This is a genomic window from Streptomyces yerevanensis (assembly GCF_000716805.1).
Taxonomy (GTDB): Bacteria; Actinomycetota; Actinomycetes; order Streptomycetales; family Streptomycetaceae; genus Streptomyces; species Streptomyces flaveus.
On the sequence record NZ_JNWJ01000005.1, the window covers coordinates 20,847 to 45,941 of the forward strand.

At 70.0% G+C, this 25,095-nt stretch carries 18 protein-coding genes and 1 pseudogene; 11 read left to right on the forward strand and 8 right to left on the reverse strand.

Annotated elements, in window-relative coordinates; genetic code table 11:
* Positions 1–45: 45 nt before the first annotated feature.
* The 4 genes from OP79_RS55200 to OP79_RS06240 all read left to right on the forward strand — a co-directional run bounded on the left by OP79_RS55200 (position 46) and on the right by OP79_RS06240 (position 2,844).
* Complete coding sequence (locus tag OP79_RS55200) at positions 46–459, forward strand: hypothetical protein (RefSeq protein WP_033318973.1); 414 nt, start codon at positions 46–48, stop codon at positions 457–459.
* 45 nt (positions 460–504) lie between these two features.
* Entirely contained in the window at positions 505–966 is a 462-nt protein-coding gene (locus OP79_RS06230) for a CBS domain-containing protein (protein WP_033318974.1), read from the forward strand.
* A 188-nt stretch (positions 967–1,154) separates the two neighbouring features.
* On the forward strand, positions 1,155–2,453 hold the full coding sequence (locus tag OP79_RS06235) for an ArsB/NhaD family transporter (protein ID WP_033318975.1): 1,299 nt from the start codon (positions 1,155–1,157) through the stop codon (positions 2,451–2,453).
* A gap of 121 nt (positions 2,454–2,574) precedes the next feature.
* A complete protein-coding gene (locus OP79_RS06240) occupies positions 2,575–2,844 on the forward strand; it encodes a DUF1876 domain-containing protein (RefSeq protein ID WP_033318976.1) in 270 nt (89 codons plus the stop codon).
* A 108-nt stretch (positions 2,845–2,952) separates the two neighbouring features.
* Here OP79_RS06240 and OP79_RS06245 read toward each other — a convergent pair whose 3' ends face one another.
* Positions 2,953–5,829 (reverse strand): SpoIIE family protein phosphatase, encoded by a 2,877-nt coding sequence (locus OP79_RS06245; protein ID WP_033319148.1) that lies wholly within the window; start codon positions 5,827–5,829, stop codon positions 2,953–2,955.
* Positions 5,830–6,120: 291 nt separating this feature from the next.
* On the reverse strand, positions 6,121–6,717 hold the full coding sequence (locus OP79_RS06250; RefSeq protein WP_033318977.1) for a DM13 domain-containing protein: 597 nt from the start codon (positions 6,715–6,717) through the stop codon (positions 6,121–6,123).
* Positions 6,718–6,917: 200 nt separating this feature from the next.
* Here OP79_RS06250 and OP79_RS06255 point away from each other — a divergent pair, with 200 nt between their 5' ends.
* Positions 6,918–7,289 carry a nuclear transport factor 2 family protein gene (locus tag OP79_RS06255; RefSeq protein ID WP_033318978.1) on the forward strand — a complete coding sequence of 124 codons (372 nt, stop codon included), beginning with the start codon at positions 6,918–6,920 and terminating at the stop codon, positions 7,287–7,289.
* A 93-nt stretch (positions 7,290–7,382) separates the two neighbouring features.
* Here the strand turns inward: OP79_RS06255 and OP79_RS06260 are convergent, their stop codons facing one another.
* The gene (locus OP79_RS06260) at positions 7,383–8,045 is read right to left on the reverse strand and encodes a TetR/AcrR family transcriptional regulator (RefSeq protein WP_033318979.1); all 663 of its coding nucleotides are present in this window, start codon (positions 8,043–8,045) and stop codon (positions 7,383–7,385) included.
* Positions 8,046–8,214: 169 nt separating this feature from the next.
* Here OP79_RS06260 and OP79_RS06265 point away from each other — a divergent pair, with 169 nt between their 5' ends.
* Positions 8,215–9,486 carry a PQQ-binding-like beta-propeller repeat protein gene (locus OP79_RS06265; RefSeq protein ID WP_033318980.1) on the forward strand — a complete coding sequence of 424 codons (1,272 nt, stop codon included), beginning with the start codon at positions 8,215–8,217 and terminating at the stop codon, positions 9,484–9,486.
* Between the two features lie 152 nt (positions 9,487–9,638).
* Here OP79_RS06265 and OP79_RS06270 read toward each other — a convergent pair whose 3' ends face one another.
* Both OP79_RS06270 and OP79_RS06275 read right to left on the reverse strand, forming a co-directional pair.
* On the reverse strand, positions 9,639–11,498 hold the full coding sequence (locus OP79_RS06270; RefSeq protein WP_033319149.1) for a cellulase family glycosylhydrolase: 1,860 nt from the start codon (positions 11,496–11,498) through the stop codon (positions 9,639–9,641).
* A 126-nt stretch (positions 11,499–11,624) separates the two neighbouring features.
* Positions 11,625–13,607: an elongation factor G gene (locus OP79_RS06275; RefSeq protein WP_033318981.1), complete on the reverse strand. Its 1,983-nt coding sequence runs from the start codon at positions 13,605–13,607 to the stop codon at positions 11,625–11,627.
* Between the two features lie 295 nt (positions 13,608–13,902).
* Here OP79_RS06275 and OP79_RS51380 point away from each other — a divergent pair.
* Positions 13,903–14,139: pseudogene (locus tag OP79_RS51380) on the forward strand (hypothetical protein); the annotation flags it as partial.
* Between the two features lie 33 nt (positions 14,140–14,172).
* Here the strand turns inward: OP79_RS51380 and OP79_RS06280 are convergent.
* Both OP79_RS06280 and OP79_RS06285 read right to left on the reverse strand, forming a co-directional pair.
* Positions 14,173–14,721, reverse strand: coding sequence for a metallophosphoesterase family protein (locus OP79_RS06280; RefSeq protein ID WP_342669495.1), 549 nt, complete (start codon positions 14,719–14,721; stop codon positions 14,173–14,175).
* 35 nt (positions 14,722–14,756) lie between these two features.
* Complete coding sequence (locus tag OP79_RS06285; protein WP_033318982.1) at positions 14,757–17,210, reverse strand: SpoIIE family protein phosphatase; 2,454 nt, start codon at positions 17,208–17,210, stop codon at positions 14,757–14,759.
* A 190-nt stretch (positions 17,211–17,400) separates the two neighbouring features.
* Between OP79_RS06285 and OP79_RS06290 the strand changes: the two genes are divergently transcribed.
* Complete coding sequence (locus tag OP79_RS06290; protein ID WP_051744442.1) at positions 17,401–19,602, forward strand: SpoIIE family protein phosphatase; 2,202 nt, start codon at positions 17,401–17,403, stop codon at positions 19,600–19,602.
* A gap of 202 nt (positions 19,603–19,804) precedes the next feature.
* Here OP79_RS06290 and OP79_RS06295 read toward each other — a convergent pair whose 3' ends face one another.
* Positions 19,805–21,094 carry a S1 family peptidase gene (locus tag OP79_RS06295; RefSeq protein WP_211270746.1) on the reverse strand — a complete coding sequence of 430 codons (1,290 nt, stop codon included), beginning with the start codon at positions 21,092–21,094 and terminating at the stop codon, positions 19,805–19,807.
* Between the two features lie 582 nt (positions 21,095–21,676).
* On the opposite strand from OP79_RS06295, the gene OP79_RS06300 reads away from it, so the two are divergent.
* From OP79_RS06300 to OP79_RS06310, 3 genes are all read left to right on the forward strand, one after another.
* Complete coding sequence (locus tag OP79_RS06300) at positions 21,677–21,892, forward strand: hypothetical protein (RefSeq protein WP_033318983.1); 216 nt, start codon at positions 21,677–21,679, stop codon at positions 21,890–21,892.
* 135 nt (positions 21,893–22,027) lie between these two features.
* Positions 22,028–22,834, forward strand: coding sequence for an HlyD family efflux transporter periplasmic adaptor subunit (locus OP79_RS06305; protein ID WP_033318984.1), 807 nt, complete (start codon positions 22,028–22,030; stop codon positions 22,832–22,834).
* On the forward strand, positions 22,831–25,095 hold the full coding sequence (locus OP79_RS06310) for an NHLP family bacteriocin export ABC transporter peptidase/permease/ATPase subunit (protein WP_425428552.1): 2,265 nt from the start codon (positions 22,831–22,833) through the stop codon (positions 25,093–25,095). The genes OP79_RS06305 and OP79_RS06310 overlap by 4 nt, the downstream gene beginning before the upstream one ends.

The window sequence follows — 25,095 nt, forward strand, 5'->3', positions numbered from 1 at the left end:
AGAGCGGCAACCGCGTACGGACAGCGACGGGTGAGGAGAGCAGTCATGGTGGAGTGGTACCCGCTGCGGACTCCCGTCGTCAGGCCCGTGCCCGAGCCGGTGGCGACCGGCTTCGTCTGGATGGCGGCCTTCGCGGGGTCCTGTCTCCTGGTGGCCGTGCTCGGTGCCGTAGGCGGACTGTCCAGCCCGTCCTTGGCGCTGGGTGCGTTGTGCGGGCTGGCGGTGCTGCTCGGGTTGCCCGCCCGTTTCCGCGCGGCACCCGGTATCGCTCTCGTGTGCTGGCTGTTCCTCAACAACTTCGCCATCGCACCCCGCGGCGAACTCACCTGGGACGGCCACCTCGACGCCGCCCGGCTCGTCCTGCTCCTGTCCGCCGCGTTCCTCGGCACGGTCGTCGCCCGGATCATGCACGCCCGCGGCGCTCACCACCGCGTCACCCCGAGGCGGGAGGGACAATGAGCAGTACGGCGGCCGAGGAGGAGACAGAGGAGACAGGAGCCGATCGTGCGGGCACGTGACCTGGCAGTGGAGTACGAGACGGTCGGTCTCGACACCGACGCCTTGGAGGCGGCACGGCTGATGGCCAGGCACCGGCTGCCCGCGCTCCTGGTGGTCGACGAGTCGGGCGCGCCGAAGGCGATCCTGCCGGCCTCCCAGATGATCAAGATCCTGGTGCCGGAGTACGTCATAGAGGACCCGACGCTGGCCGCCGTGGTCGACGAGCGCCACGCCGACCGGCTGTGCCAGGCACTCAAGGGCCGGACCGTACGGGACTGCCTGTCGAAGTCCGTGCCCGCACCGCCGGTCGCCGCGCCGGACGACACCGCCCTCGAGGTCGCGGCGCTGATGGCACAGGTGCGCAGCCCGCTGGTGGCGGTGGTGGAGAAGGACAAGGCCGGTCTGCATCTGCTCGGAGTGATCACTGCCTCGCATCTGCTGGACCGGCTGCTCGGCGCCGTGTCGTAAGGGCGGCATCCCGTTCCGTACTTCCGGAACCCGGTCCGTAATGCCGGAACCCGGCAGGATTCCGGCTACTCCCCTACGCAGAGGCCATCTGCCGAAGACGCGTCAAGGACGGGTAGGGTTTCTCCCGGTGTGCCGGGAAGTCTGGTCGGCGAGCAGAGGATCACTCTCTCTTCCGATCGGTGTGAATCGTGAACGACTGGCACAGCTGGGCCGCGATCGTCGTGTTCGTCGGCGCGTACGCCCTGATCATCAGCGAGAAGATCCACCGCGTCGCCGTGGCCCTGGGCGGTGCGGGCCTGATGCTCGCGATCGGGGCGACCGACGACGTCTCGGCGTTCTACTCCGAGCACTCCGGCATCGACTGGAACGTCATCTTCCTGCTCATGGGCATGATGATGATCGTCGGTGTGCTGAAGAAGACCGGCATGTTCGAGTACCTGGCGATCTGGTCCGTGAAGAAGGCACGCGCCAAGCCGTTCCGGGTGATGGCGATGCTCGTCGTCATCACGGCGGTCGCCTCGGCACTCCTCGACAATGTCACCACGGTCCTGCTGATCGCCCCCGTCACCCTGCTGGTCTGCGAGCGCCTCGGCCTGCCCGCCGCGCCGTTTCTGATCGCCGAGGTGCTGGCCTCCAACATCGGCGGCACGGCCACCCTCGTCGGCGATCCCCCGAACATCATCATCGCCAGCCGCGCCGGTCTGACCTTCAACGACTTCCTGATCCACCTCGCCCCGCTGTCCGCGTTCCTGATCGTCGTACTCGTCCTGCTGTGCCGGGTGATGTTCCGCAAGACCTTCGTGTACGACGAGGACCGGGCCGCCGAGATCATGGCGCTGGAGGAGCGGGAGGCCATCCGACATCCACGGCTGCTGATCCAGGGGCTGGTCGTGCTCACCCTGGTCGTCGCCGGGTTCGTCCTCCACCCGGTGCTGCACTACGAGCCCAGCATCGTGGCCCTGCTCGGCGCCGGGCTCCTCATCGCCATCTCCTCGGTGGAGACCAACGAGGTCCTGGCCGAGGTCGAATGGCCCACGCTCGCCTTCTTCGCCGGCCTCTTCATCATGATCGGCGGACTGATCGACACCGGCGTCATCGGCGAGGTCTCCAAGACCCTGGCCGACGCGATCGGTGACAACGAACTGGGCGGATCCCTGACGATGCTGGGCGCCTCCGCGGTCCTGTCGGGTGTCGTCGACAACATTCCGTACGTCGCCACGATGGCGCCCATCACCGGTGACCTGGTCGAGAACATGGGCGGCGGCAGCGATCACGTCATGTGGTGGTCCCTGGCCCTGGGCGCCGACCTGGGCGGCAACGCCACCGCGATCGGCGCCTCCGCCAACGTCGTCGTCCTCGGCATCGCCGAACGGAACCGCCAGCCCATCTCCTTCTGGCAGTTCACCAAGTACGGCCTGATCGTCACCGCGGTCACCGTGGCGTTCGCCCTCGTCTATGTGTGGCTGCGGTACTTCGCCCTCGCGTGACGTACGTGCCTGACGTACGGGTGGTACGCCGATGCCTGCAAGCCCCGACGCATACGGCCCCGGGATCCGGGCACTCGTCGCGACTGCACGGAACCTCGGCGGGTGCGAAGGGGCGAGCGCCATGCAGGCACACCTCAACTGGCATATCGACCTGGACATCGAGCAGTCCGACATCGAGAGCGAGGCGACCGCCACCCTGCGGTTGCCCGACGCCACGCGGCTGACGACCCGCGGTCATGCCCGGCGCAACCCCAGCGATCCGGAACAGGACCGGGTCGGTGAGGAGCTCGCCGCGGCCAGGGCGCTCAACGACCTGGCCCGACGGCTGCTGCGCAAGGCCGCCCACGAGATCGAGGAGACCACGCACGCCCCGGCCCACCCACACCTGTGACGTGGGCTGTTGACCGTCTCGTCCGCAGACCGCGCGGTCGATCAGCTCGATGATGGCCTTGGCCTGCTGGACGACCCGGTTCTCAGAGCGATCACGTTCTCAAAGCGATCACGGCAGTGGCTGTTCGGTCCAGATGATCTTTCCGTTGGTGGTGTAGCGGGTCCCCCATCGCTCGGTGAGCTGGGCGACGAGGAAGAGGCCGCGCCCGCCCTCGTCCTCGTTCCTGGCGCTGCGCAGCCGGGGCGAGGTGCTGCTGCCGTCGGAGATCTCGCAGATCAGCGCCCGGTCGCGGAGCAACCGCAGCTGGACGGGGCCGGTCGCGTGCCGGATGGCGTTGGTGACCAGTTCGCTGGCGATGAGTTCGGTGCTGAAGGCCAGTTCGTCGAGACCCCAGGCGGTCAGCTGGTCGGTGACCGCCGCACGGCAGCGGGAGACGACCGCCGGGTCGCTGGGCAGCTCCCACTGGGCGACCTGCTCGGGCCCCATCGCTTTCGTACGGGCGACGAGCAGGGCCACGTCGTCGCTCGACCGGCTCGGGAGGAGGGCGTCGAGGACCGCCTCGCAGGTGTCCTCCGGGGCGCGGTCGGCCTGGGCCAGGACGGTGCGGAGCGTGTTCAGTCCGGCGTCGATGTCCCGGTGCCGGTCCTCGATCAAGCCGTCGGTGTACAGCACCAGTTGGCTGCCTTCGGCCAGTTCCAGCTCGACGGTCTCGAAAGGCAGCCCACCGAGACCGAGCGGCGGCCCCGAGGGCAGATCGACGAAGTCCACTGCTCCGTCGGGTCCGACGACCGCGGGGACCGGGTGCCCGGCGCGGGTGAGGGTGCAGCGCCGGGAGACCGGATCGTAGACGGCGTACAGGCAGGTGGCGCCGACGATTCCGGCGTCCGCCTGGGCGTTCTCCACGGCCCAGCCCTCGCCCCGGTCGAGCCGTCCGACCAGGTCGTCGAGATGGGTGAGAAGTTCGTCGGGCGGCAGGTCCAGGGCGCAGAAGTTGTGCACGGCGGTACGCAGCCTGCCCATGGTGGCCGCGGCGTGCAGGCCGTGGCCGACGACATCGCCGACGACCAGCGCGACCCGGGCGCCGGACAGCGGGATGACGTCGAACCAGTCGCCGCCCACCCCGGCCTGGGCGGGCAGATAGCGGTAGGCGACCTCGACGGCGTTCTGCTCGGAGCGGCCCCGGGGCAGCAGGCTGCGCTGCAGGGCGAGTGCGGTGTTGTGCTCGCGGGTGTAGCGGCGGGCGTTGTCGATACAGATCGCCGCGCGGCCGACCAGCTCCTGCGCCAGGTAGAGGTCGTCGTCCTCGAAGGGGCTGGGCTTCTCGGAGCGGTAGAAGCTGACCACGCCGAGGGTGGCGCCGCGGGCCCGCAGCGGCACGGTGATCAGGGAGTGGATGCCGGCCTCCAGCACCCGTTCGAGCCGTGGCGGGTCCTGGGCGATCCAGCCGCCGGCCTCGGCCAGTACGGGTTCGAGTACGGGCTGCCCGCTCTCCAGGCAGCGCGCCTGCGGCGTGGAGGGGACGTACCGGACCGCATCGCCGACGCCGTACAGATGGGATTCCTCATGAACGGCGCCCATCGCGATCCGGCGCAACGCGCTGTCCCCGCCGATCGGTTCCGGCTCCTCGCCACGCAGTACGCATTCCGGCAGGTCTACGGCGGTGACGTCGGCGAACCGGGGAACGGTCACCTCCGCCAGTTCCTCCGCGGTGCGGGTGACGTCCAGGGTGGTGCCGATCCGGACGCCGGCGTCGTGCAGCAACTCCAGCCGCCTGCGGGCGAGTACGGCCAGCCGGCCGACGCCTGGCTCGCCGACGAGCAGCGGCCAGCCGTCGGCTCCGGCTCCGTTGCCGTTGCCGTTGCCGTCCGTTCCGGCCCGGCCGTGGGGTGCCGGCCCGGCCGTGACAGGCGTCTGCGGGACGGTGATACCTACGCCGACCGGGGGCGTTCCGGTCGGCCACGGCGCCTGCGAAGCCGAGGCGACGGGCACGGCCGGGGCGTTCACCGGAGTTGAGCCGGCCGGCGTGGCCTGTGCCTCGAGTGCGGGATGACGTAGCCGGGGGCCGCCGAGAAGGCGGGCCTCGACGACCACGCCCGTCTCCCCCGCCGCTCCCCTGACCTGGCGACGCAGCAGGGTGGCGATCCGCCCGCCGGACAGGCGCACCTCGTCGAGGGTGCGGTTCGGTGAGGCGATGAGTTCCTCGGCCCTCTCCCTCAGCACGGCCAGGTCGACCGGGCGGAGGTGGCCGCCGTCGTCGGCGCTCCCGTGCCTCGAAGGCGCGTGCCCGGGCCGCCCGAGCCAGCCGCCGGCGCCGCCCGTGGTGTGGGAGGCCCGCCGGTACGCGGCGAGCAGCGCCCGCTCCCGTGCCGTGGCCTGCTCCAGCAGTCGTGTCTCTATGTCGCGGGCGGCTTCCCGAACCAGCCGCACCATGGCGGGGTCGCCGTTGTCGCGCAGGCAGGTGATGTCGAGGACGGCCTCGATGCGTCCGCTGAGCGGGTCCCGGACGGGCGCGCCCGCGCAGGCGAACGGCTGGAGGCAGTCGGCGAAGTGCTCGCGGCCCATCACGTAGCAGGGACTCCGCTCCGCCAGCGCGGTGCCGACGCCGTTGGTGCCCGCGGTCTGCTCGGAGGCGTCGAAACCAGGAGCGAAGCTCACCTCGTCGAGGCGTTCGCGCAAGCGCCGGTCACCGCCGAGGCGCAGGACCATGCGGGCCTGCGCATCACAAAGGGCGACCGTCATGCTGACCTGGGTGAGCGCCGCGCTCAGGCCCTTCAGCACCGGGTCGGCCGCGCGCAGGAACCGTTCGTCCAGCGCCAGCCCCGGCGCGTACGGGACCACGAGGCGGTGCGGCTCCACCCCCGCGGACCGGCTCCGCTTCCAGGAGTCGAGTACCGGACTCCGGACGTCCGAGTCGACCCGTACACCGGCCATGAAGCGCTCGTGGGCATCGACAAGTCCGCCGATGTCGTCCCAGACGACGGACAACGGGATCACTTCCTCGCCTGAAGGCGTCCCCGCAGCACACCGCTCCTCGGCTCGCCGCCGGGGTGAGCCTCCAAGTGGTTTCACCCTAGACCTATTGTAATACAAATCACAAGTTTGTCCGCTTATGGATTCAGTCCGGCCTTGGTGAAGTCCGGTGCGCTACCACGCTCTAAAGGAGGCCGCAGGCCTTCCTTTAGGGGCGCGGGGCTGTTTCGATATGCGGCTCCGCCGCGTGGGCGCGACCAGCCCCCACCGGCCCGCAGCCGAATCACTGCACCCCCAGCGGAGCGCCTACGCACGGGCCAGTTCCGCCGCGCCGAACGAGACGTTGAAGCGGTCGCACCAGATGCTCACGCTCGTGTACGCGGCCGGGTCGGTGTCGGCGGGCAGGACGTAGTTCTGGTCGCCTTTGTTCCCCTTGAGCTTGCCGAGGCTCACGTACTTCCCGTCGTCGAAGACACCCCAGCCGGCCCTCCCCTCCTTGACCGGCGCGTCGGTCAACCACACCCGCAGATCAGGGCCGTTGCTGGTGTCGAGGTTCTCCAGCCGCAGTACGTGGGAACCGTCGGCCAGCCGCAGCACCGTCGCCGTACCGGACGTCGTGTGCTCGTGGCTGATCAGGTCGCCGCGCGCCAGCGTCCGGGGTCCGGCCGGTTCCGGTGGCGTGGAGGCGGCCTTCGAGGGTTCGGCCGCGGGGGGTTCGGCCGCGGGATCCGATGTGGAGGGGGCCGGTGTGGCGGCAGCAGCGGGCAGGGACTCCTGCACGGTCTCGTCCTGCCACAGCTTCCACGGCTGGAACCAGTACAGCCCCGCGCCGACCGCCACGACGGCCATCACCACAAAACCCGCGATCACCGGCCTGCTCAACACCCTGCGCACGCGCTCCACCCTGCCTTCCACAAGCTCAGAACATCTCTCCCTCATTCAAACCGACCGAAGCCCCCACAACACCGATCAAGAGATGACGGAAGACTTACGGCTGCGCTTGCTGAGGCCCGGAAGCGGGAGGAGCCTCGAAGGGAGAGGCCGTTCGCGGCCCGTTCCCCGCCGGGCCCGGCCTTCGAAGACGGTCCACCAGGAGGTTCCTCATGGGCACAGCCGCAGCCCCCGGCTTCGACACCGAAACTCTGCGCCGGGCCATCGAAGACCAGAACGCGGAGGCACTCCTCGCGCTGTACGACGACAACGCCGAGCTCCGCGTCGTCGACCGCAACACCCAGCCCAGCCACCCGAAAGTCATGCACGGTCGCGACCAGATCAGCGACATGCTCAACGACGTGTACAGCCGCGACATGACCCACAAGGTGGAACAGTGCGTCGTCCAGGGCGACCACCTCGCGTACACGGAGTCGTGCCAGTACCCCGACGGCGTCAAGGTCCTCGCCAGCTCGATGGTGGAGCTGCGGAACGGCAAGATCGTCGACCAGACGCTGCTCCAGGAATGGGACGACGAGAGTTAGAAAGCGACGCACCCGGGGCCCGGGTCACCTCCCGTCCGACCCGGGCCATCTCCGCTCGCCAGGACAGGGCGACATCCGCCCCCGGAGCGGGACTTACGCTTCCTCCACCCGCCACCACACCGGCCGCAGAACCCCCAGAAGCAGCTGCACGAGTTCGTCGACGACCTCGTCGAGCGTCGCGTCGACCCAGCCCGAACTCCAGTCGTGCAGCAGGCCGTTGACGCTGCCGATGAAGGCCGCGGCGGCGACGCGGTAGTCGCGGGGAGCCGCCTCGCCGCGTTCGGCGGCGGCCTTGGCCTCGCCGCAGATGAAGTCGATCCAGCGGGAACGGCGGGCCAGCCGCTGGCGTTCCAGGCGAGGGCTGACGCCGATGATCTCGACGAAGGCGATACGCAGGCGTCGTGGATCGCCGGTGACATTGGCGGCGTAGGCGCGGAAGGCCGCGGTGGTGCGCTCATCGACGGGTCGGCCGTCCGCCTCGGCGAGTCCGGACAGGGCGGCTTCCTCGGCCCAGTCGTTGACCTGAAGGTGGAGGGCGGCCAGTACGTCCTCCAGGTTGCGGAACTCCTCGTAGAACTGACGGGTCGACAGCCCGGCCGCCTCGCTCAGGGCTGCGACGGTCGTGGCGCGGTAGCCGGGGCTGTCGCCGAAGAGCTGTAACCCGGCGTCCAGAAACCGTCGGCGTCGCTCGGCCTGCCGCTCCTGAGCGGATTTGCCGCCATAGCGGCCGGTCGGCGCTTTGAGCTTGCCCGCCACTGGGGCCTCCCAGGTCTCAGTTGTCACTCAGGTGACCAATTTTGTCGCCTTCGACGTCTTGTGTAGAGCGGCTTCGACTCCTTACTTTCCAGTAAGTAACTCTGAACGCCCGTGTCTTCAGATTCCCCTCCCGTGCCCCTTGTCATGCGCCAAACAATCAGGAGTAGTCATGACCGCCTTCAAAGCCCGGCACGTCGGCTCCCTCGCAGCCGCCCTCGCCCTGACCGTCGCCGGGTCGGCGGCGGCCACGGCCGAAACTCAGGACGCCTCCGACAGCACCAGGAAGGCCGCCGCCGACCTGCGCGAGGTGATGTTCGTCGGCAACAACTGGGACGGCACCGCCGACGTCATCAAGTCCGGCGGCGACCTCGCGAAGATCGGCCGGATCAACGTCATTCCGGACAAGGAGGAGCGGCTCGCGGAGATCAACGCCGACCCGATCAAGTGGATCTACTTCACCGCCATCCGCAACGGCGTCGGCGAAGGCCACGACCAGTACGTCGACGACATGTACTCCACGCCGGACGGCTCGGCCATGGTGGTCTCGCGGCCCAGCTTCGCCGATGTCGTCTCGATCGACCTCGCCACCGGGAAGATCAACTGGCGCTTCCCCGTGTCCGGTTACCGCTCCGACCACATGGCGGTCTCCCCCGACGGCAAGCGCGTCGCCGTGTCGGCCTCGATCTCCAACACCGTGCACGTCCTCGACATCGCCACCGGCAAGCAGCTCGGCTCGTTCAAGACCGGCGACAAGCCGCACGAGAACGTCTTCTCCGCGGACGGCAAGTACTTGTGGAACATGTCGATCGGGGACGTGAACACCGGCCTCGACGACTCGTGGCTGGACTGGACGAAGGGCGACCGCAAGATCACGGTCGTCGACGCGAACACGTACGAGCAGGTCAAGGTCATCGACATGCGCGAGCGGCTCGACGCCTTCGGCCGCAAGGACCTGTCCGACGCCGTACGTCCCGTCGCCTTCACCCCGGACGAGTCGAAGCTCTACTTCCAGGTGTCCTTCTTCAACGGCTTCGCCGAGTACGACGTCGCCACCGACAAGATCACCCGAGTGAAGACACTGCCCAAGAACCCGGCGACCAGCGAGGACCGTACGACCTGGGTCAACGACTCGCGCCACCACGGCATGTCGATGAGCCCCAAGGGCGACAAGCTGTGCATCGCCGGGACGATGGACGACTACGCAACCGTCGTCAACCGCTCCACCCTCCAGGAGGGCCCGCTCGTCACCGCCTCGAAGCCCTACTGGGCCACTGTCAGCGGTGACGGCAAGTCCTGCGTCATCTCCGAGAGCGGCTCCGACCGGGTCACCGCCATCGACTTCGCCACGGGGCAGAAGACGGCGTCGGTGGAGGTCGGCGACCACCCTCAGCGCGTACGCCTGGCGAAGGTGCCGGCGGACTGGACGGGCCCGTCCACGTAAGCGCTCCGCTGGTTAGGCAGTTCAAAGCTGCGGGCCCGTCGTGGCTGGTCGCGCCCGCGCGGCGGAGCCGCAAATTTGATACAGCCCCGCGCCCCTAAGAGGCCTGCGGCCTCTTAGGGGCGCGGTACCGCAACGGATCTCAGTAGACCCGTTTAACCGGCCTTCGACGCGGCCCAGTTGGCCAGCTCCGTCCGCGCGGCGCTCAGCAGCTCCGCGGACGGAGCCTTCGCGCCATTGGCGACCAGGGCGTAGTGCGTGCCCGAGCCGGGTGCGGTCAGAAGCAGTCGACGGCTGCCGGTGCCGCCCGGCTCGTCCGCGACCGCGATCGGGGTGGTCTTCGTGTACGAGGGCGGGGCCGCCGTCGTACCGAGGTCCGAGACCACCGTGGTGGACGAGGTCGGGAAGGACGCGGGCAGGTGCAGTTCGGTGGGGGCCGAGCTGCCGTCGGAGCGCCACATGTGGAGGGCGTACTGGCCCGAGCCCACGAGCTCCTTCACGCGCGGGAGCGAGTTCGGCACCGGGTTCCAGGTCAGGGTCGTGGAGCCGTCGCGGGAGCGGTCCTCGTAGGTGAACGCGACGGTGCTGCCCGCGGTGGCGGTCGGGTAGACGCGGTCGAGGAGCCGGGCGTCCTGGCGCAGCACGGCCTTGCCGGAGTCGTCGAGGCGTACGGCGGACAGGTCCTCGTCGTTCCAGGCGTCGCCGTGGGTGAGCACCTTGTCGGGGTTGCCGTTCATCAGTTCCTTGTGGCGACCGTTGTAGATGTCCCACTGCCACTGCGAACCGGAGAGCACCGGCCCGGAGTCGGTGGGCTTGGACCACCAACTGGCGCCCGGCAGACGGGAGTCGAGAGCCTGGTACATCCCCTTGAGGACGGTCGGGGCCTTGTCGGACACGCCGCCCGCCAGCGGATGGCCGAACTCGCTGATGATTCCCGCCGTGCCGGCCGCGGCGGCACGGTCACGCACCACCCCGAAGTCGGTGGAGTACTGACCGTCGCCCGCCTTGCCCGGCATGAAGATGCCCGAGATCGCCTTCTGGTCGTAGAAGTGCGTGTTGAAGACGTAGTCCGGACCGATCTTGCCCGCGTCGAGGAGGCCGCCCTCCTGCTTCTGGAAGTCGAGGTTGGCGTTCCAGAAGAGGTTCGGCTCCACGAAGGCGGGCTTGTCCTGCCAGCCGGCCGCGTCCATCCGGGCGCGGAACTTCTCGTAGAACGGCCACAGCACGTCCTTCTCCCACGTCCGGCTGGTCTGCCCGGAGTCCAGCGTGCCCGGGTGCGGTTCGTTGTACGGGTCGAAGCCGATGACGCCTGCGAACTGGGCGTCGGTCAGGTTCTGTTGGACGTACGCCATGGTCTTCTGGGCGGTGGTGAGGAAGGCCTCCTGGAGGCCGTGCTTGTTGTGCCAGAAGTCGTGGGTCGCCTGCGTCACGGCCGCGTTCTGAGTGATGTTCTGGCCCCAGAAGGGACAGATCCCGCAGTACTCGTCCGGGTAATTGCCCGCGTCCACGGCCCACTTGGGGGCTCCGTCGCCGGTGTACCAGCTGTCCGGGTCGAAGAGGTGGCGCGAGTAGAGGTCCTGGTGGAAGTCCGGGTACACGCGGATTCCGGCGTCGAGGAAGGCGCGCATCTGGTCGGTCGCGGCGGCGAGGTACTTGGTGTCCACCTGACCGCGCACCGGCTCCGCGTATGCCCAGGAGAGCAGGAATCGGACCGAGTTGCCGCCGCCCAGTTCCCGGAGCGCGGTCGCGGACTTCTTGGCGTCGGCGACCGAGGCGAAGGGCAGGCCGTTGTTCTCCGCCAGTTTCGTCTCGCCGGAGACGTTGTAGCCGCGGAGCACCACCTCGCGGCCGAGGCCGTCGGTGAAGCGGCCGTTCTTGACCGTGAGGGTGGCCGCGGCGGGTCCGTCGAACCAGAGGTCGCCGGGGAGAGCGGTGGCGCGCTGGGCGCCCGCCGTGGTCAGCAGGCCGGTGAGCAGCAGGAACACACCGAGCACAGGCATACGCAATCGGAACATGTCCGTCATCTTTGACATGCGCATTACATTCGCAATGCTTCAGCGGCCCGTCAACACCTCTGACTCCAGAGTAAGTACCCAATTTACTCGGGAGTAAGTGACCTTTCCCTCAAGGGGAGTTCGCGTTCACCCGCCGACACGTCGCGTCACGTTGAGTAGGTACTCCTTCCGGTCCAGGGGGTTGTGATCGGTCCGCTCACGCTCGGGGACCACGCCTCGGGCGGCCGGTGCGTAGTGGTCGAAGGCGGTCTCCAGCTCGCCCTCGCCGCGGGTCAACGCCGGGAGCTGCTGCTCCAGTTGGTGCACCTGGGCTGCCGGGATCCGGCCCTCGAGGACGGACGCCGTGCCCCGCGCCTGAGTCGTCTGCGGTACGGCGCGCAGCTTCGCCAGGACGGGCAGCACCGCGCCCAGCGTGTCCGCCGGGGCCTCAAGGCGGAAGGCGTGCATCGGCTCGTGCACCAGGGTGCCCGCCTGCCGCAACGCGTCCATCAGCACGAGCGGCGTCAGTCCGCGGAAGTCCGCGCCCGTGCTCGACATGCTCTTGTCGAAGCCCTGGTGCGCATGGCTCTGCCGCGGCGAGTAGCCGGAGTGCGTCATGGTGACCGTGCAGTCGGTGACCTGCCAGCCGTGCGGTCCCTGGCCGAGCGCCTCCCGCACGGTGTCCTCGACGGCCTTGAAGAAGGCGTACGGCATCGACCCCAGCTCGACCTCCAGCCGGAACTCCACGCCGGAGCCGACCGGCGCCGGATCGACGCGCAGTCCGACGGTCGCGAGAAACGGGTTCGGGTCCTTGCCGTTGAACTCCACGGCCGCACCGGTTCCGACCGGCCGCTCGATGCACAGGGGCGTCGTCTCACGGAAGCCGACGTCGAGGCCGAACTCGTCGGCCAGGGTGGCCTGGATGACCTCCTTCTGCACCTCCCCGTACAGGGACACCGAGGTCTCCTGCCGGATCTCGTCCTGCCGCAGGTTGATCAGTGGGTCCTGCTCGGCGAGTTGGGTGAGCGCGAGATGCAGGGCACCCTTGTCGGTCTTGTCGCGGGGCACGACGACGGTTTCCAGGGTCGGTGGTGCGAAGTAGTGCTCGTCCGTCCCTTTCCGCGGTACGCCGAGGGTGTCGCCGATACGGATGCCGGTCAGCCCCCAGAGCCTGCCGATCCGGCCCGCGGGCACCTGACCGTCCCTGAGGTCCGAGCCCCGGTCGAAGACGGTGATGCCGGTGACCTTCCCGTCCTCGCCGTCGCCGAAGGTCACGCGGTCGCGGGTGCGCAGCGTGCCCGAGAACATCCGCACATACGCGATCTTCTCGCCCGCCGGTCCGCGCTCGACCTTGAAGACGGTGCCCGAGACCGGACCGTCTGCGTCCCCCTCGGCCGAGGGCAGCAACTCCCGGATCCCGCCGATGAGTTCATCGACCCCCGCGCCCGTGACAGCCGAGCCGAAGAACACCGGGTGCACCAGTGACTGCCCGGTCTGCACGGCGAGTTCGGTGCGCAGCCGTTCCTGCGAGACGGTTGCCTCGTCGTCGATGTACGCGGCCAGCAGCGCGTCGTCGTGCTCGGCGAGCAGTTCGAGCAGGCGTGGCGGGAAGCCGTCGTACGGGGTGAACTGGGCACCCCGGGTACCCAGTTCGCCGACCTCGCCCATCGGGACGATCGCCGGGGTGAGCCGCGTGGAGATGCTCTCCAGCAGGTCCGCGTAGCGTGCTCCGGCGCGGTCGATCTTGTTCACGAAGATCAGGGTCGGAATGCGCAGGCGTTGCAGCGTCCGCATGAGGACACGGGTCTGTGCCTGTACGCCTTCCACGGCCGAGATCACCAGGACCGCGCCGTCGAGCACGCTCAGTACCCGTTCGACCTCGGCGATGAAGTCGGGGTGGCCGGGGGTGTCGATCAGGTTGACCGTCACGTCGTCGATCGCGAAGGAGACGACGGCGGACTTGATCGTGATGCCGCGCTGCCGCTCCAGCGCGAGGGAGTCCGTCTGCGTACTGCCGTCGTCGACGCTGCCGATCTCGTCGATGACCCCGACAGTGTGCAGGAGCCGCTCGGTCAGGCTGGTCTTACCGGCGTCTACGTGGGCGAGAATTCCCAAGTTCAGCGAGTACAACTGGCGTCATGTCCTTTGGAGTGAGGAGGATTCCTTCCTGGGGGGACATAAACGCTGCTCGCATCGCTGCTCCTTGATCTTCCGGACGGCTCGTCCCCCGTAGTGCAGCAGGCGGTCATAGGCGACAGCAACGGATTAACGCTCAACAAGACCTGTCGCAGCACTCGCCGCCCTCGCGACGCGGTCATAGAGTGACGTATGTCACGCCATGTGGCTGATTTTCCCTCGCGTTCCTTGGGAGGGCACATGACCCGAATCCCGGTGACGGGAGGTCGGCCGCGCCCGGCCCCGCCCCATGGCGCACGCCCGTATCGACCGGATCGACGTCTCGCCCGCGCTTGAGTGGCCGGGTGTGATCGCTGCGTTCAGCGGTGGTGATCTCGCGGAGGGGATGGGATCGCTGCCGTGCGCGTGGCCGGTGACCGAGGACATCATGCTGCCGCCCGACCACCCGCCGATCGCTGTCGACGAGGTGCGCTACGCGGGCGATCCGGTGGCGGTCGTGGTGGCCAGCGACCAGTACGCCGCGGCAGCCGTCTCCGTGGTCCTCGCCCTCCTGAGCGGCTCAGGCGTCGTCGCGGAAGTCGGCGGTAAGCGCGCCGTCTGCCGGGTTGCGGGGCGGCAGCCGGTGCAGGCGTACGTCCGTCAGCCGGCCGCCGTCCACGAGCGCGGTCATGTACGTGCAGTGGGGCTGGCGGCGGCGGTCGGTGGGTGAGCCGGGGTTGAGCAGGCGCAGGCCGGTCGGTGCCGTGGTGTCCCAGGGGATGTGGCTGTGGCCGAAGACAAGGACGTCGAGGTCTGGGAAGCGGGCGGCGCAGCGGCGTTCGCGGCCGGCGGCGGCGCCGGTCTCGTGGACGACGCCGAGACGCAGACCGTCCAGTTCGGCACGGGCCACTTCGGGCAGGCGAGCCCTGAGTTCGGGGCCGTCGTTGTTGCCGTACACGCCGATCAGCCGCTGCGACCGGCTTTCCAGGAGGTCGAGGGTGACGGCGTCCACCCAGTCGCCTGCGTGGATCACGGCGTCGGCGCGCGGGAGTTCGGCGAGGAGCGGGGCCGGGAGTTCCTTGGCGCGCTTGGGGAGGTGAGTGTCGGACATCAGCAGGAGGCGGAGCACGCCTCAAAGCGTAGGCCGGTCAGGGGGCGTACGCCTCAGTCCAGGGCGATCTCGCTCCAGACCTGTTTGCCACCGCTGACCGGGACTGTTCCCCAGGTCGCCGACAGGGCCTCGACCAGGAGGATGCCTCGGCCGCCGGTTGCCTCCCAGCCGATGCTGGTGGGCTTGATGGGTGTGCGGGGTGAGATGTCGGCGACCGCGACGCGGAAGCGGTTGTTGATGAGGGTGAGGTCGAGGCGGACCTGGCCGTCGGTGTGGACGAGGGCGTTGGTGACGAGTTCGGAGACGACCAGGAGGATGGCGTCGGTCTGCTCGGTCACGCCCCAGGCGCGCAGGGTGCGCTTGGTGAAGCGGCGGGCGTGGCCGACGGCCTGGGGTACGCGCCACACCGTCCAGCTTTCGCGCTCGGGGCGCAGCGCCATGCCGTCGTAGCGCATGAGCAGCAGGGCGACGTCGTCACTGCGGTTGGCGTAGGTGAGCAGGGCGTCGGCCACGAGGCCGAGGTGGGTGGGGTCGGAGGCGGTCATCTGGTCGGCCATGCGGCGCAGGCCGTCCTCGAGGTCGAGTTCGGCGGACTCGACGAGACCGTCCGTGGTCAGTGCCAGCAGCGCGCCGGGGCGCAGCGGTATCCCGGTCATCGGGAAGTCGGCCTGGGTGACGACGCCGAGCGGGGGTCCGCCCTCCGTGACCACGATCTCGGTGCTGCCGTCGGGATGGCGAAGGAGCGGGGGCAGATGTCCGGCCCGTACGCACCAGGCCATGCCCTCCTCCATGTCGACGTCGACGTAGGCGCAGGTGGCGAAGAGGTCGGTCTCCATGTCCACGAGCAGCCGGTTGGCGTGCGAGACCACCACGTCCGGGGGGTGCCCTTCGACGGAGTACGCGCGCAGGGCGGTGCGCATCTGACCCATGAGGGTCGCGGCTCCGGCGTTGTGCCCCTGGACATCGCCGATGACGAGGGCGACATGGTTGTCGGGCAGCGGGATCACGTCGTACCAGTCACCGCCGACCTCCAGGCCCGCGGTGGTGGGCAGGTAGCGGGCGACGGCGACCGCGCCGGGCAGGGTGGGCAGCCGACGCGGGAGCAGGGTGCGCTGGAGGGTGCCGACCAGTTCGTGTTCGGCGTCGAAGGCGTGGGCACGCATCAGAGCCTGGCCGGCGAGCCCGGCGGAGGCGGTGAGCAGGGCGCGCTCGTCGGGGCCGAAGTCGTGCGGGGTGTCCCAGCCGATGAGGCAGGCTCCTGCCATGCGTCCGCCGGCCGGCAGTGGGAGGACGGCGAGGCCGCCGGGCCCGACGTCGGCGAGCGCGGGTTCCAGCGGTGTCCCGGCGGGCCAGATCGCGGCGCGGCCCTCGCGCAGGGCGGCGGCGAGGGTCGGCATGGTGCGTACGGGCGCGTCGGGCCACTCCGAGCGCCATTCGCTGCGCCACAGCTCGGGCCAGGCCTCCGGTTCGGGCGGGTCGAGGACGGTGACGACGAGCCGGTCGCCCTCCAGTTCGGCCAGCGCGATCCGGTCGGCCAGCAGGGGCTGGCGCAGGGCGGTGACGACGGCCTGGCTGACGTCGCGGACGGTGCCCGCGGTGGCGAGGGCGGCGGCGAGGCGCTGGACGCGGGCCACCTCGTTGACGCCGGACCGCAGTTTGGAGGCGTCCGCGACGGTGCCCACGAGCCGGTCCGGGCCCCCGTCACCGGCGATCAGCAGCCGTCCGCGCAGCCTGAGCCACTTCTGCTCGCCGGAGGGTCGGCGGATACGGAACTCCAGCTCGCGGTCGCCGGTGGACATGTGGTCCGCCTCCACCACGGACATCAGCGAGGGCAGGTCCTCCGGCACGGTCATGCCCAGCAGGGTCTCGACCTTGCCGTCGAAGTCCTCGCGGCCTATGCCGAACAGCTCCAGCGTCTCGTCGTCGACCTCGACGCGCCCGGTGTCCATGGCCAGGCTGAACGAGCTGTGGGGCAAGTCGTCCTCGGCGTTCTGCGGCGGGGGCCGGGCCGACTCCGGGCAGACCATGGCCTCGGCCAGCAGCCGGAGGCACTGCCGGTCCTCGATGTCGAAGCCGCCGGGGCTGTCGCTCACGGCGAGCAGACAGCCGCCGTCGCGCGGAGCCGGGGGCAGCGGCACGGCGGCCAGCCAGAAGTCCCCCATGGACGTCCGCCGGGTGTCGGGGCTCACGGCGAGTTCCTCGGGGCCGAGCCACTGCGGCTGTCCGAGGCGGTACGCGTCCACCGCGGGCGAGCCGTCGGCGAGCGGATAGCTGTCGCGCAGCCCGTACAGGATCCGCGGTACGCCCGCCGACTCGACGAGGGTCAGCCGGTCGTCGTCCTCCTCCGGCGCGTACACGGCGGCGACGACCGCGCCGCTGAAGACGAGGGCCAGCTCGATGACGCTGTGTAGCCGCTCGCGGGAGCCGGGCTCCGTCTGGAGGGTCTTGAGGGCAAGTTCGGCACGCAGCGTTCTCCTTCTGCGTCCGGCGCCGCCCTCACTGACCACGTCCGCAATTACAGCGCGTCCTGGACGCTTGCGCAGCCCCTGTGACTGTTCGGAGATCCCGGGCCCGGGTCAGGCAGCGGTATGCGGCGGTATGTGGACTGATCGTCACCCTGGGTACTCCCTATGCGGGAACCGCGTGCAAGGAGGAGCCTTGACGCCTGGGGCTGCTTCACAGCTGCCGTGGGAGGAGGTGGTCGGCGTGTCCGACCAGACGTCCGGACGGCAGTCGGAGCGCCCGGCGGCACCGGTGGGCCGGCCGCTGCTGTCGCTGACGCTGGCCGCGATCATGGACGATGTCGGCGCCCACTCCGGCGCCGTCTATCTGCTGACCCCGGGCGAGCAGGTCCTGGAGATGGCCGTGATGGCCGGTCTGCCGCGGGCCTTCGCGGCGCCCTGGGAGCGGGTGGGGCTGAGCGCTCCGGTACCGGTGGCGAAGGCGGCGCGCGACCGGCGGCTCGTCTGGGTCGGCGGCGAGGAGGACATGGCCCGCGACTATCCGCGGATCGCCGTCGTCCTGCCGTATCCCTTCGCGCTGGCCTCGGTACCGGTGGCGACCGAGCGTGCCGTGTACGGGGCGATCTTCGTGACCTGGCCGGGCACGCGTCCGGCGGAACTGTCCGACCGGGAGCGGGACCATCTCACCGCCGCCTGCGGCCGGCTCGCGCTGCGCCTTGAGCGGGCCGCCGAGGAGGGCCACCCGGTACGCCCCGAGCCGGATCTGCTCGCCCCCGCGTCGGCGGCCACCGTGACGGGGACGCTCGGCGCGGTGGAGGCCGTGCGGATGGTGGCGCGGCTGCCGTACGGGCTGTGCGCGCTCGATCTGCACGGCCGGATCAGCTTCGCCAACGCGGCGGCGGGCGAGTTGCTCGGCCTGCCGGTCAGCGCTCTGCTGGGCTCGCATCTGTGGGCCTGCCTGCCATGGCTGAACGACCCGGTCTTCGAGGACCGATACCGTGCCGCGCTGTTCGGCCAGCAGGTGACGTCGTTCGTGGCGCTGCGCCCACCGGCCGACCGGCTGTCGTTCCGGCTGTATCCCAGTACGAATGGGCTGAGTCTGCGGATCTCCCGGGCGCGGGCGGCGGAGGGGGCCGACCGCACCGAGCAGCAGCCCGGAGACGGTGCCGAGGGCGGTGGCTCGCGTCTCGTCACCATCTCGCACGTCCTGAACCTGACCGGCGCGCTCACCCAGGCGGTCGGCGTCCAGGATGTGGTGCAGCTGGTCGCGGACGAGATCGCGCCCGCCGTCGGCAGCCAGGCACTGGTCCTGCTCGGCTCGCAGGGCGGCCGGCTGCATGTGCTCGGGCACCGCGGCTATCCGGACGCGCATGCCGTGGAGCGGTTCGACGGGATGCCGCTCACCGCGCAGACCCCCGGGACCCACACGCTGACCAGCGGTGTGCCCGCCTTCTTCGAGTCCCGACGACAGCTGGACCGCCTTTATCCGGAGCTGCCCGCGGCGGCCGGCGACATGAAGGCCTGGGCGTTTCTGCCGCTGATCGCGTCCGGCCGGCCGGTGGGCACCTGTGTCCTCGCGTACGCCGACCCGCATCCCTTCCCCGCCGACGAACGTGCCGTGCTGACCAGCCTCAGCGGGCTGATCGCGCAGGCGCTGGAGCGGGCGCGGCTGTACGACGTGAAGCACCAGCTGGCGCACGGCCTGCAGGCGGCCCTGCTGCCGCACTCGCTGCCCTCGCTCCCCGGCATCGAGGCCGCTGCCCGCTATCTGCCCGCCACCCGGGACATGGAGATCGGCGGCGACTTCTACGACCTGGTGCCGACGCCCGGCGGAGCCGTCGCGGTGATCGGCGACGTACAGGGTCACAACGTCACCGCCGCCGGGCTGATGGGACAGATCCGTACCGCCGTACGCGCGTACACGACCGTCGGCAAGCCGCCCGAGGAGGTCATGAGGAGCACCAACCGGCTGCTGATCGACCTGGGCAGCGATCTCTTCGTCAGCTGCATCTATCTGCGTCTGGACCCCGCGCACGGCCAGGCCGTGATGGCCCGGGCCGGACATCCGCCGCCCCTGCTGCGAAGGCCCGACGGGCAGGTTCGGGTGCTCGATCTGGCCGGCGGTCCGCTGCTGGGAATCGACGCGGCGGCCACGTATCCGACGACTCGGGTGTCGCTCGCCCCCGGGTCCGTACTCGCCCTCTACACCGACGGGTTGGTCGAGTCCCCCGGTGTCGACATCGAGGACGCGCTGGCCGGGCTCGCGGGGCGGCTCACCGAGATCGGCGACCAGCCGCTTCAGGAGCTGGCCGACGCGCTCGTACGGCACAGCGGGACGGAGCGGGAGCGGGTCGACGACGTGGCGCTGCTGTTGCTCCGGGCGACGGCGCTCCGCGGCGGCGCTCCGCGGGGCGCTCCGCTGGAGACCGGTGATTAACCTGCGGGCCGGTGGGGGCTGGTCGCGCAGTTCCCCGCGCCCCTGGGGGCCTACGGCCCCCACAGGACGCGGTATTGCGCCCCCATACGCGGGGCGGCCCGGCCCCCCCCCGCCCATACGCGGGGCGGCCCTGCCCTCCCGCCGGAGAGCCGGACCGCCCCGCCACGGCCGCTGTGAACGTACGGCCGGAATCTGTGGCGCGTCAGCCTGTCAGGCCCTCGATCAGACCGGTTTCTTCGTCGGCGTCCGCTTCTTCACCAGTACCGGCTTCTTCACCCATGCCTGCCTCTTCACCAGCGCCCGCTTCCTCACCGGCACCGGCCTCTTCACCGGCGCCCGCGCCATCGCCACCGGCTTCTTCGCCGCCACCGGCACCGCCGTCGCCGATCGTCGCGCCGACCGCCTCGAGGGCGGTGGTGACCGGCTGGAAGAAGGTCTCGCCGCCGACGGTGCAGTCGCCGCTGCCGCCGGAGGTCAGGCCGATCGCGCTGTTCTCGTTGAACAGCGAGCCGCCGCTGTCGCCCGGCTCGGCGCAGACGTCGGTCTGGATGAGACCGGTGACCGTGCCCTCCGCGTAGTTCACGGTGGCGTTGAGGGCGGTGACCGTGCCGGAGTCCTGGCCGGTGGTGCTGCCCATACGGGTGACCGGCATACCGACCTCGGCCTCGGCGGCCTGCGCGATGTCGACCTGCTCGCCGCCGAGGTTCACCGTGCTGGGCGCCTCGGTGGCCGGGTCGTCGTAGTTGACGAGCCCGAAGTCGCCCTCACCGGGGAACGTGGCCGTCTGAGCGTCGACCGTGCCGATCGGCGCACCGCCCTCTTCCTCCGACCACTCGGCGGCCGCGACAGCACAGTGACCCGCGGTCAGGAACGCGGGGTTGCCCTCGGAGTTGGTGACGTTGAAGCCGAGCGAGCAACGCGAACCGCCACCGAAGATGGCGTCGCCGCCCGCGGCGAACGTCTTGAACTCACCGGCGGACCTCTTGACGGACGCCATGTCCGAGCCGAGCGACTTGACCGTCGACTCCACCTGGTCCCAGTTCGAGCCCGTGACCGTGCTGTCGGCGGTGACCTGGATCTTGTTGGTCCTCGGGTCGACGGACCAGGCCGTACCGGGGACGGTGGCCTCGGACTTCAGGGTCTGCTCGGCGGCCTTGAGTTCGGACATGCTGTTGTCGACTTCGCGTACGACCGCGCCTGCCTGCTCGGCCCCGACGATGACGTTGTTGTTGTCGCCCACGACGTTGATGATCAGCTGCTGCTGGTCCTTGTCGTAGTACGAGCCGGCGAACGCCTCACCGAGCAGCGACTCCAGCTGCGAGGACAAGTCGGACGCCTGCGCGGCATTGACCGTCTTGGGGGCGGCGGAGGAGTCGGTTCCTTCGTCCTGCGACGCCATCGCGTTGGGCAGTATCAGTGCCGCCGCTCCGAGCGCCACCACGCTGCCCGCAGCTATTACGGCCTTGCGCTTTGGTGTTCGCTTGTGACTCAACTTCTTGACCTCCTGTGGGGACGGGGTCCGCGCTACCGCTAGGCAGCTGATGGCGGCGCCTGGATGCCGACTGGTACGGATGCGGCGTGTGGGGTGTTCAACTCCCCTGCCGAACTTCCTCGTTCACTCGCCCTCCGCTACCGCGAAGTGACAGCGCGTCCCCGCGAGCAACCGGAATCCTGGCTTCAGGAAATCTGCACACCGATTACGCAGCCGGGTCACGGCCGGTGGTGAATCTGCACAGCGGATCGGCGCCTGCCGCCTCATTGGTTCGGGAGTGTCTGTTTCGCCAGTACGTCCGCAAGGGCATCGGAGCGATCACACCGGGGATCGTGTGAAGAAGTCGCTACCGAGCCGTGCGCAGGCATGCACGCTTGGGCTTCTTCGGGCCGCAAACGCCCTGATCACATGGGCCGTTGATTGGAAGCGTGGCGCGGCAGCGTGCTTTGATCCATCGCACCGCAGGGTCACCCCACGGTTCCCGGCAACGGGTGCCTGATGCCTGCGGACGCGGCCGACCATCTGTCCCCCAGAGGGGGCCGCTCCCCCCTTGTGAATACCAATAGGAAGGGAAGTTCCATCATGAACTCCACCCCCCAGGTCGAGACCGTCGAGATCTCTGACGCCGACCTCGACACCGTCTCCGGCGGCCTGTCCGTCAACGCCCTGGGCACCGTCACCGGCGCGCTGGACTCCGTTGCCCCGGTCTCGGGCATCGTGGACACCGCCGTCGGCACCGTCGAGGGCGCGACCGGCCTGAACACGGCCCCGGTCACCAGCCTGGTCGCCGGTCTCTGATCGCATCAGCGTGCCGTGAGTCCCGGAACCGCTCCATGGTTCCGGGGCTTCCGGATGTCGTAAACCAACTGGCCGTACGGCAGGCGTCCGCCGTGGCCGTACGTCACGTCGTCCGCAGGTGAGGGAAAGTTCCCCGTGCAGTTCCGCCAACAGGCCCTCGCCAAGCTCCAGTCACCGGAGGAGCTCGACCTTCCGGTGCGCTTCGCCCGCCCGCAGGGCTGGCTCGTGCTGTCCGTGACGGTGGTCGTGATGGCTGCCGCCTCCGTCTGGGCCGTCACGGGATCCGTCGCCTCCACGGTGACCGCGCCCGCCGTCCTCACGCACGGGCAGGGCAGTTACGTTCTGCAGAGCCCCGTCTCCGGCCAGGTCACCGCGGTTCTCGCCGAGCAGGGCGAGCGGCTCGCCGCCGACGCCCCCGTACTGAAGGTCCGTACGGCGAAGGGCGAGGCGGTCGTGCGCACCGTCGCCGCGGGCCGGGTCAACGCCTTCGCCGCCACGATGGGCGCCATCATCCAGACCGGCGCGAACGTCGCCTCCGTCGAGAAGGTCGCAGGCGCCAAGGACCCGCTGTTCGCGACGGTGTACGTGCCCGCCGAGAACGCCGCCACGATTCCCGACGACGCGGCCGTGGACCTTACCGTCCAGTCGGTGCCCACACAGGAGTACGGCGTGCTGCGCGGCCGGGTGAAGAAGGTCGACCGCAACGCCCAGACGCCGCAGCAGATCGCCGCCTTCCTCGGCGACGACCAGCTGGGCGAGCAGTTCACCAAGGACGGCAGGCCGGTGGCCGTGCTCGTCCGCCTCGACCGTTCGTCCGGCACGAAGTCCGGCTACAAGTGGTCGTCCGACAAGGGCCCGCCGTTCCGGCTCGACTCCATGACCATGGCCTCCGGCTCGATCCGGATGGCCGACGAGCGCCCGATCGATTGGCTGCTGCCGTGACCGCCCCCCAGGAAACCGGCACCGGCACCGGCACCGATCGGTCCCAACTGCCGCCGCCCGTACGGGGCCGACGCCGCGCCGCGCCGCCGAAGCGCACCGTCCCCAAGGGCCGCAAGAGCGTCCGCACGCCCACCGTGCTCCAGATGGAGGCCGTGGAGTGCGGCGCCGCCTCTCTCGCCATGGTGCTCGGCCACTACGGGCGGCACATCCCGCTCGAAGAGCTGCGCATCGCCTGCGGTGTCTCGCGGGACGGCTCGCGGGCCAGCAACCTGCTGAAGGCGGCGCGCAGTTACGGCCTCACGGCCAAGGGCATGCAAATGGACACGGCGGCGCTCGCCGAGGTGCGCGCCCCGGCGATCCTGTTCTGGGAGTTCAACCACTACGTCGTCTACGACGGCATGGGGCGCCGCTTCGGCCGGCGCGGAGTGCACATCAACGACCCCGGCAAGGGCCGCCGCTTCATACCCATGGAGGACTTCGACACCAGCTTCACCGGTGTCGTCCTGGTCATGGAGCCGGGTCCCGACTTCGAGAAGGGCGGCCGCAAACCGGGTGTCCTGGGCGCCATGCCGGCCCGGCTGCGCGGGACTTCGGGCACCATGCCCGCCGCAGTGCTGGCGAGTCTGCTGCTGGTCGCGGTCGGGGCCGCGGTGCCCGCGCTCAGCCGTACGTACATCGACATGTTCCTGATCGGCGGGCAGACCTCGCTGCTCACCGTGCTGTTCGCCTCGATGGGCGCGACCGTGCTGCTCACGGTCGTGCTGACCTGGTTGCAGCAGGCGAACCTGCTGCGCGGGCGCATCATCTCCTCGACGCTGAGCAGCGCGAAGTTCCTGCGGCATCTGCTGCGGCTGCCCGTCACGTTCTTCGCCCAGCGCAGTCCGGCCGACCTGGTGCAGCGGCTCCAGTCGAACGACGCGGTGGCCGAGACGCTGGCCCGGGACCTCGCGGCGGCGGGCGTGGACGCGGTCGTGGTGGTGCTGTACGCGGTCCTGCTCTACACCTACGACCCGCAGCTCACAGCCGTGGGCATCGGGGTCGCGCTGCTCAACCTGGTGGCGATGCGGGTGGTGATCCGGCTGCGGGCGACGCGTACCGCCAAGCTGCGCGCGGACAGCGCACGGCTCACCAACACGGCGTACACCGGGCTGCAGTTGATCGAGACGATGAAGGCGACCGGCGGTGAGGACGGCTACTTCCGCAAATGGGCCGGGCAGCACGCCACCACGCTCGAGGAGCAGCAGCGGCTCGGGGTGCCGAGCGCCTGGCTGGGTGTGGTCGCGCCGACGCTGGCGACGCTCAACAGCGCGCTGATCCTGTGGATCGGCGGAATGCGCGCCGTGGAGGGCCACATATCCGTCGGTCTGCTCGTGGCGTTCCAGGCGCTGGTGACCCGCTTCACCGCGCCGATCACCCGCCTCAACGGCGTCGCGGGCCGCATCCAGGACTTCGCCGCCGACGTGGCCCGCCTCAAGGACGTCGAGAACTTCGCGGCGGACCCCCTCTACTCACGACCGGGCGCGGGCGACAGCACCCGCCGGCTGCACGGCCATGTGGAGCTGGAGAACATCACGTTCGGCTACAGCCCGCTCGACAAGCCGCTGCTGTCCGGCTTCTCGCTGACGGTCGGGCCGGGTCAGCAGGTGGCGCTCGTCGGCGGTTCCGGCAGCGGCAAGTCGACCGTGTCCAGGCTGATTTCGGGACTCTACGCTCCCTGGGAGGGCGTGATCCGGATCGACGGACAGCGGCTGGAGGACATCCCCCGCGGCGCGCTCGCGGCCTCCGTGTCCTTCGTCGACCAGGACGTCTTCCTCTTCGAGGGCACGGTCCGCGACAACATCGCACTGTGGGACCCCTCGGTCCCGGACGACGCCGTGGTCGCGGCGCTCCAGGACGCGGCGGTGTACGACGTCGTGATGCGCCGCCCCGGTGGCATCCACAGCAAGGTCGAGCAGGACGGCCGTAACTTCTCCGGCGGCCAGCGCCAACGCCTGGAGATCGCACGGGCGTTGGTGCGCAGGCCCAGCATCCTCGTCCTCGACGAGGTGACCAGCGCCCTGGACGCGGAGACCGAGCAGACCGTGATGGACAACCTGCGCAAGCGCGGCTGCGCCTGCGTGGTGATCGCGCACCGGCTCAGCACCGTGCGCGACAGCGACGAGATCGTGGTCCTCCAGCACGGCACGATCGTGGAACGCGGGCGTCACGACGCCCTGGTGGCGGCCGGCGGCCCGTACGCCGAGCTGGTCAGGGAGCGCTGA

Coding starts and splice junctions, on each gene's coding strand:
- OP79_RS06300 (WP_033318983.1), top strand. CDS start 21,677: ATGAACTCCACCCCCCAGGTCGAGACCGTCGAGATCTCTGACGCCGAC.
- OP79_RS06270 (WP_033319149.1), bottom strand. CDS start 11,498: ATGTTCCGATTGCGTATGCCTGTGCTCGGTGTGTTCCTGCTGCTCACC.
- OP79_RS06240 (WP_033318976.1), top strand. CDS start 2,575: ATGCAGGCACACCTCAACTGGCATATCGACCTGGACATCGAGCAGTCC.
- OP79_RS06265 (WP_033318980.1), top strand. CDS start 8,215: ATGACCGCCTTCAAAGCCCGGCACGTCGGCTCCCTCGCAGCCGCCCTC.
- OP79_RS55200 (WP_033318973.1), top strand. CDS start 46: ATGGTGGAGTGGTACCCGCTGCGGACTCCCGTCGTCAGGCCCGTGCCC.
- OP79_RS06255 (WP_033318978.1), top strand. CDS start 6,918: ATGGGCACAGCCGCAGCCCCCGGCTTCGACACCGAAACTCTGCGCCGG.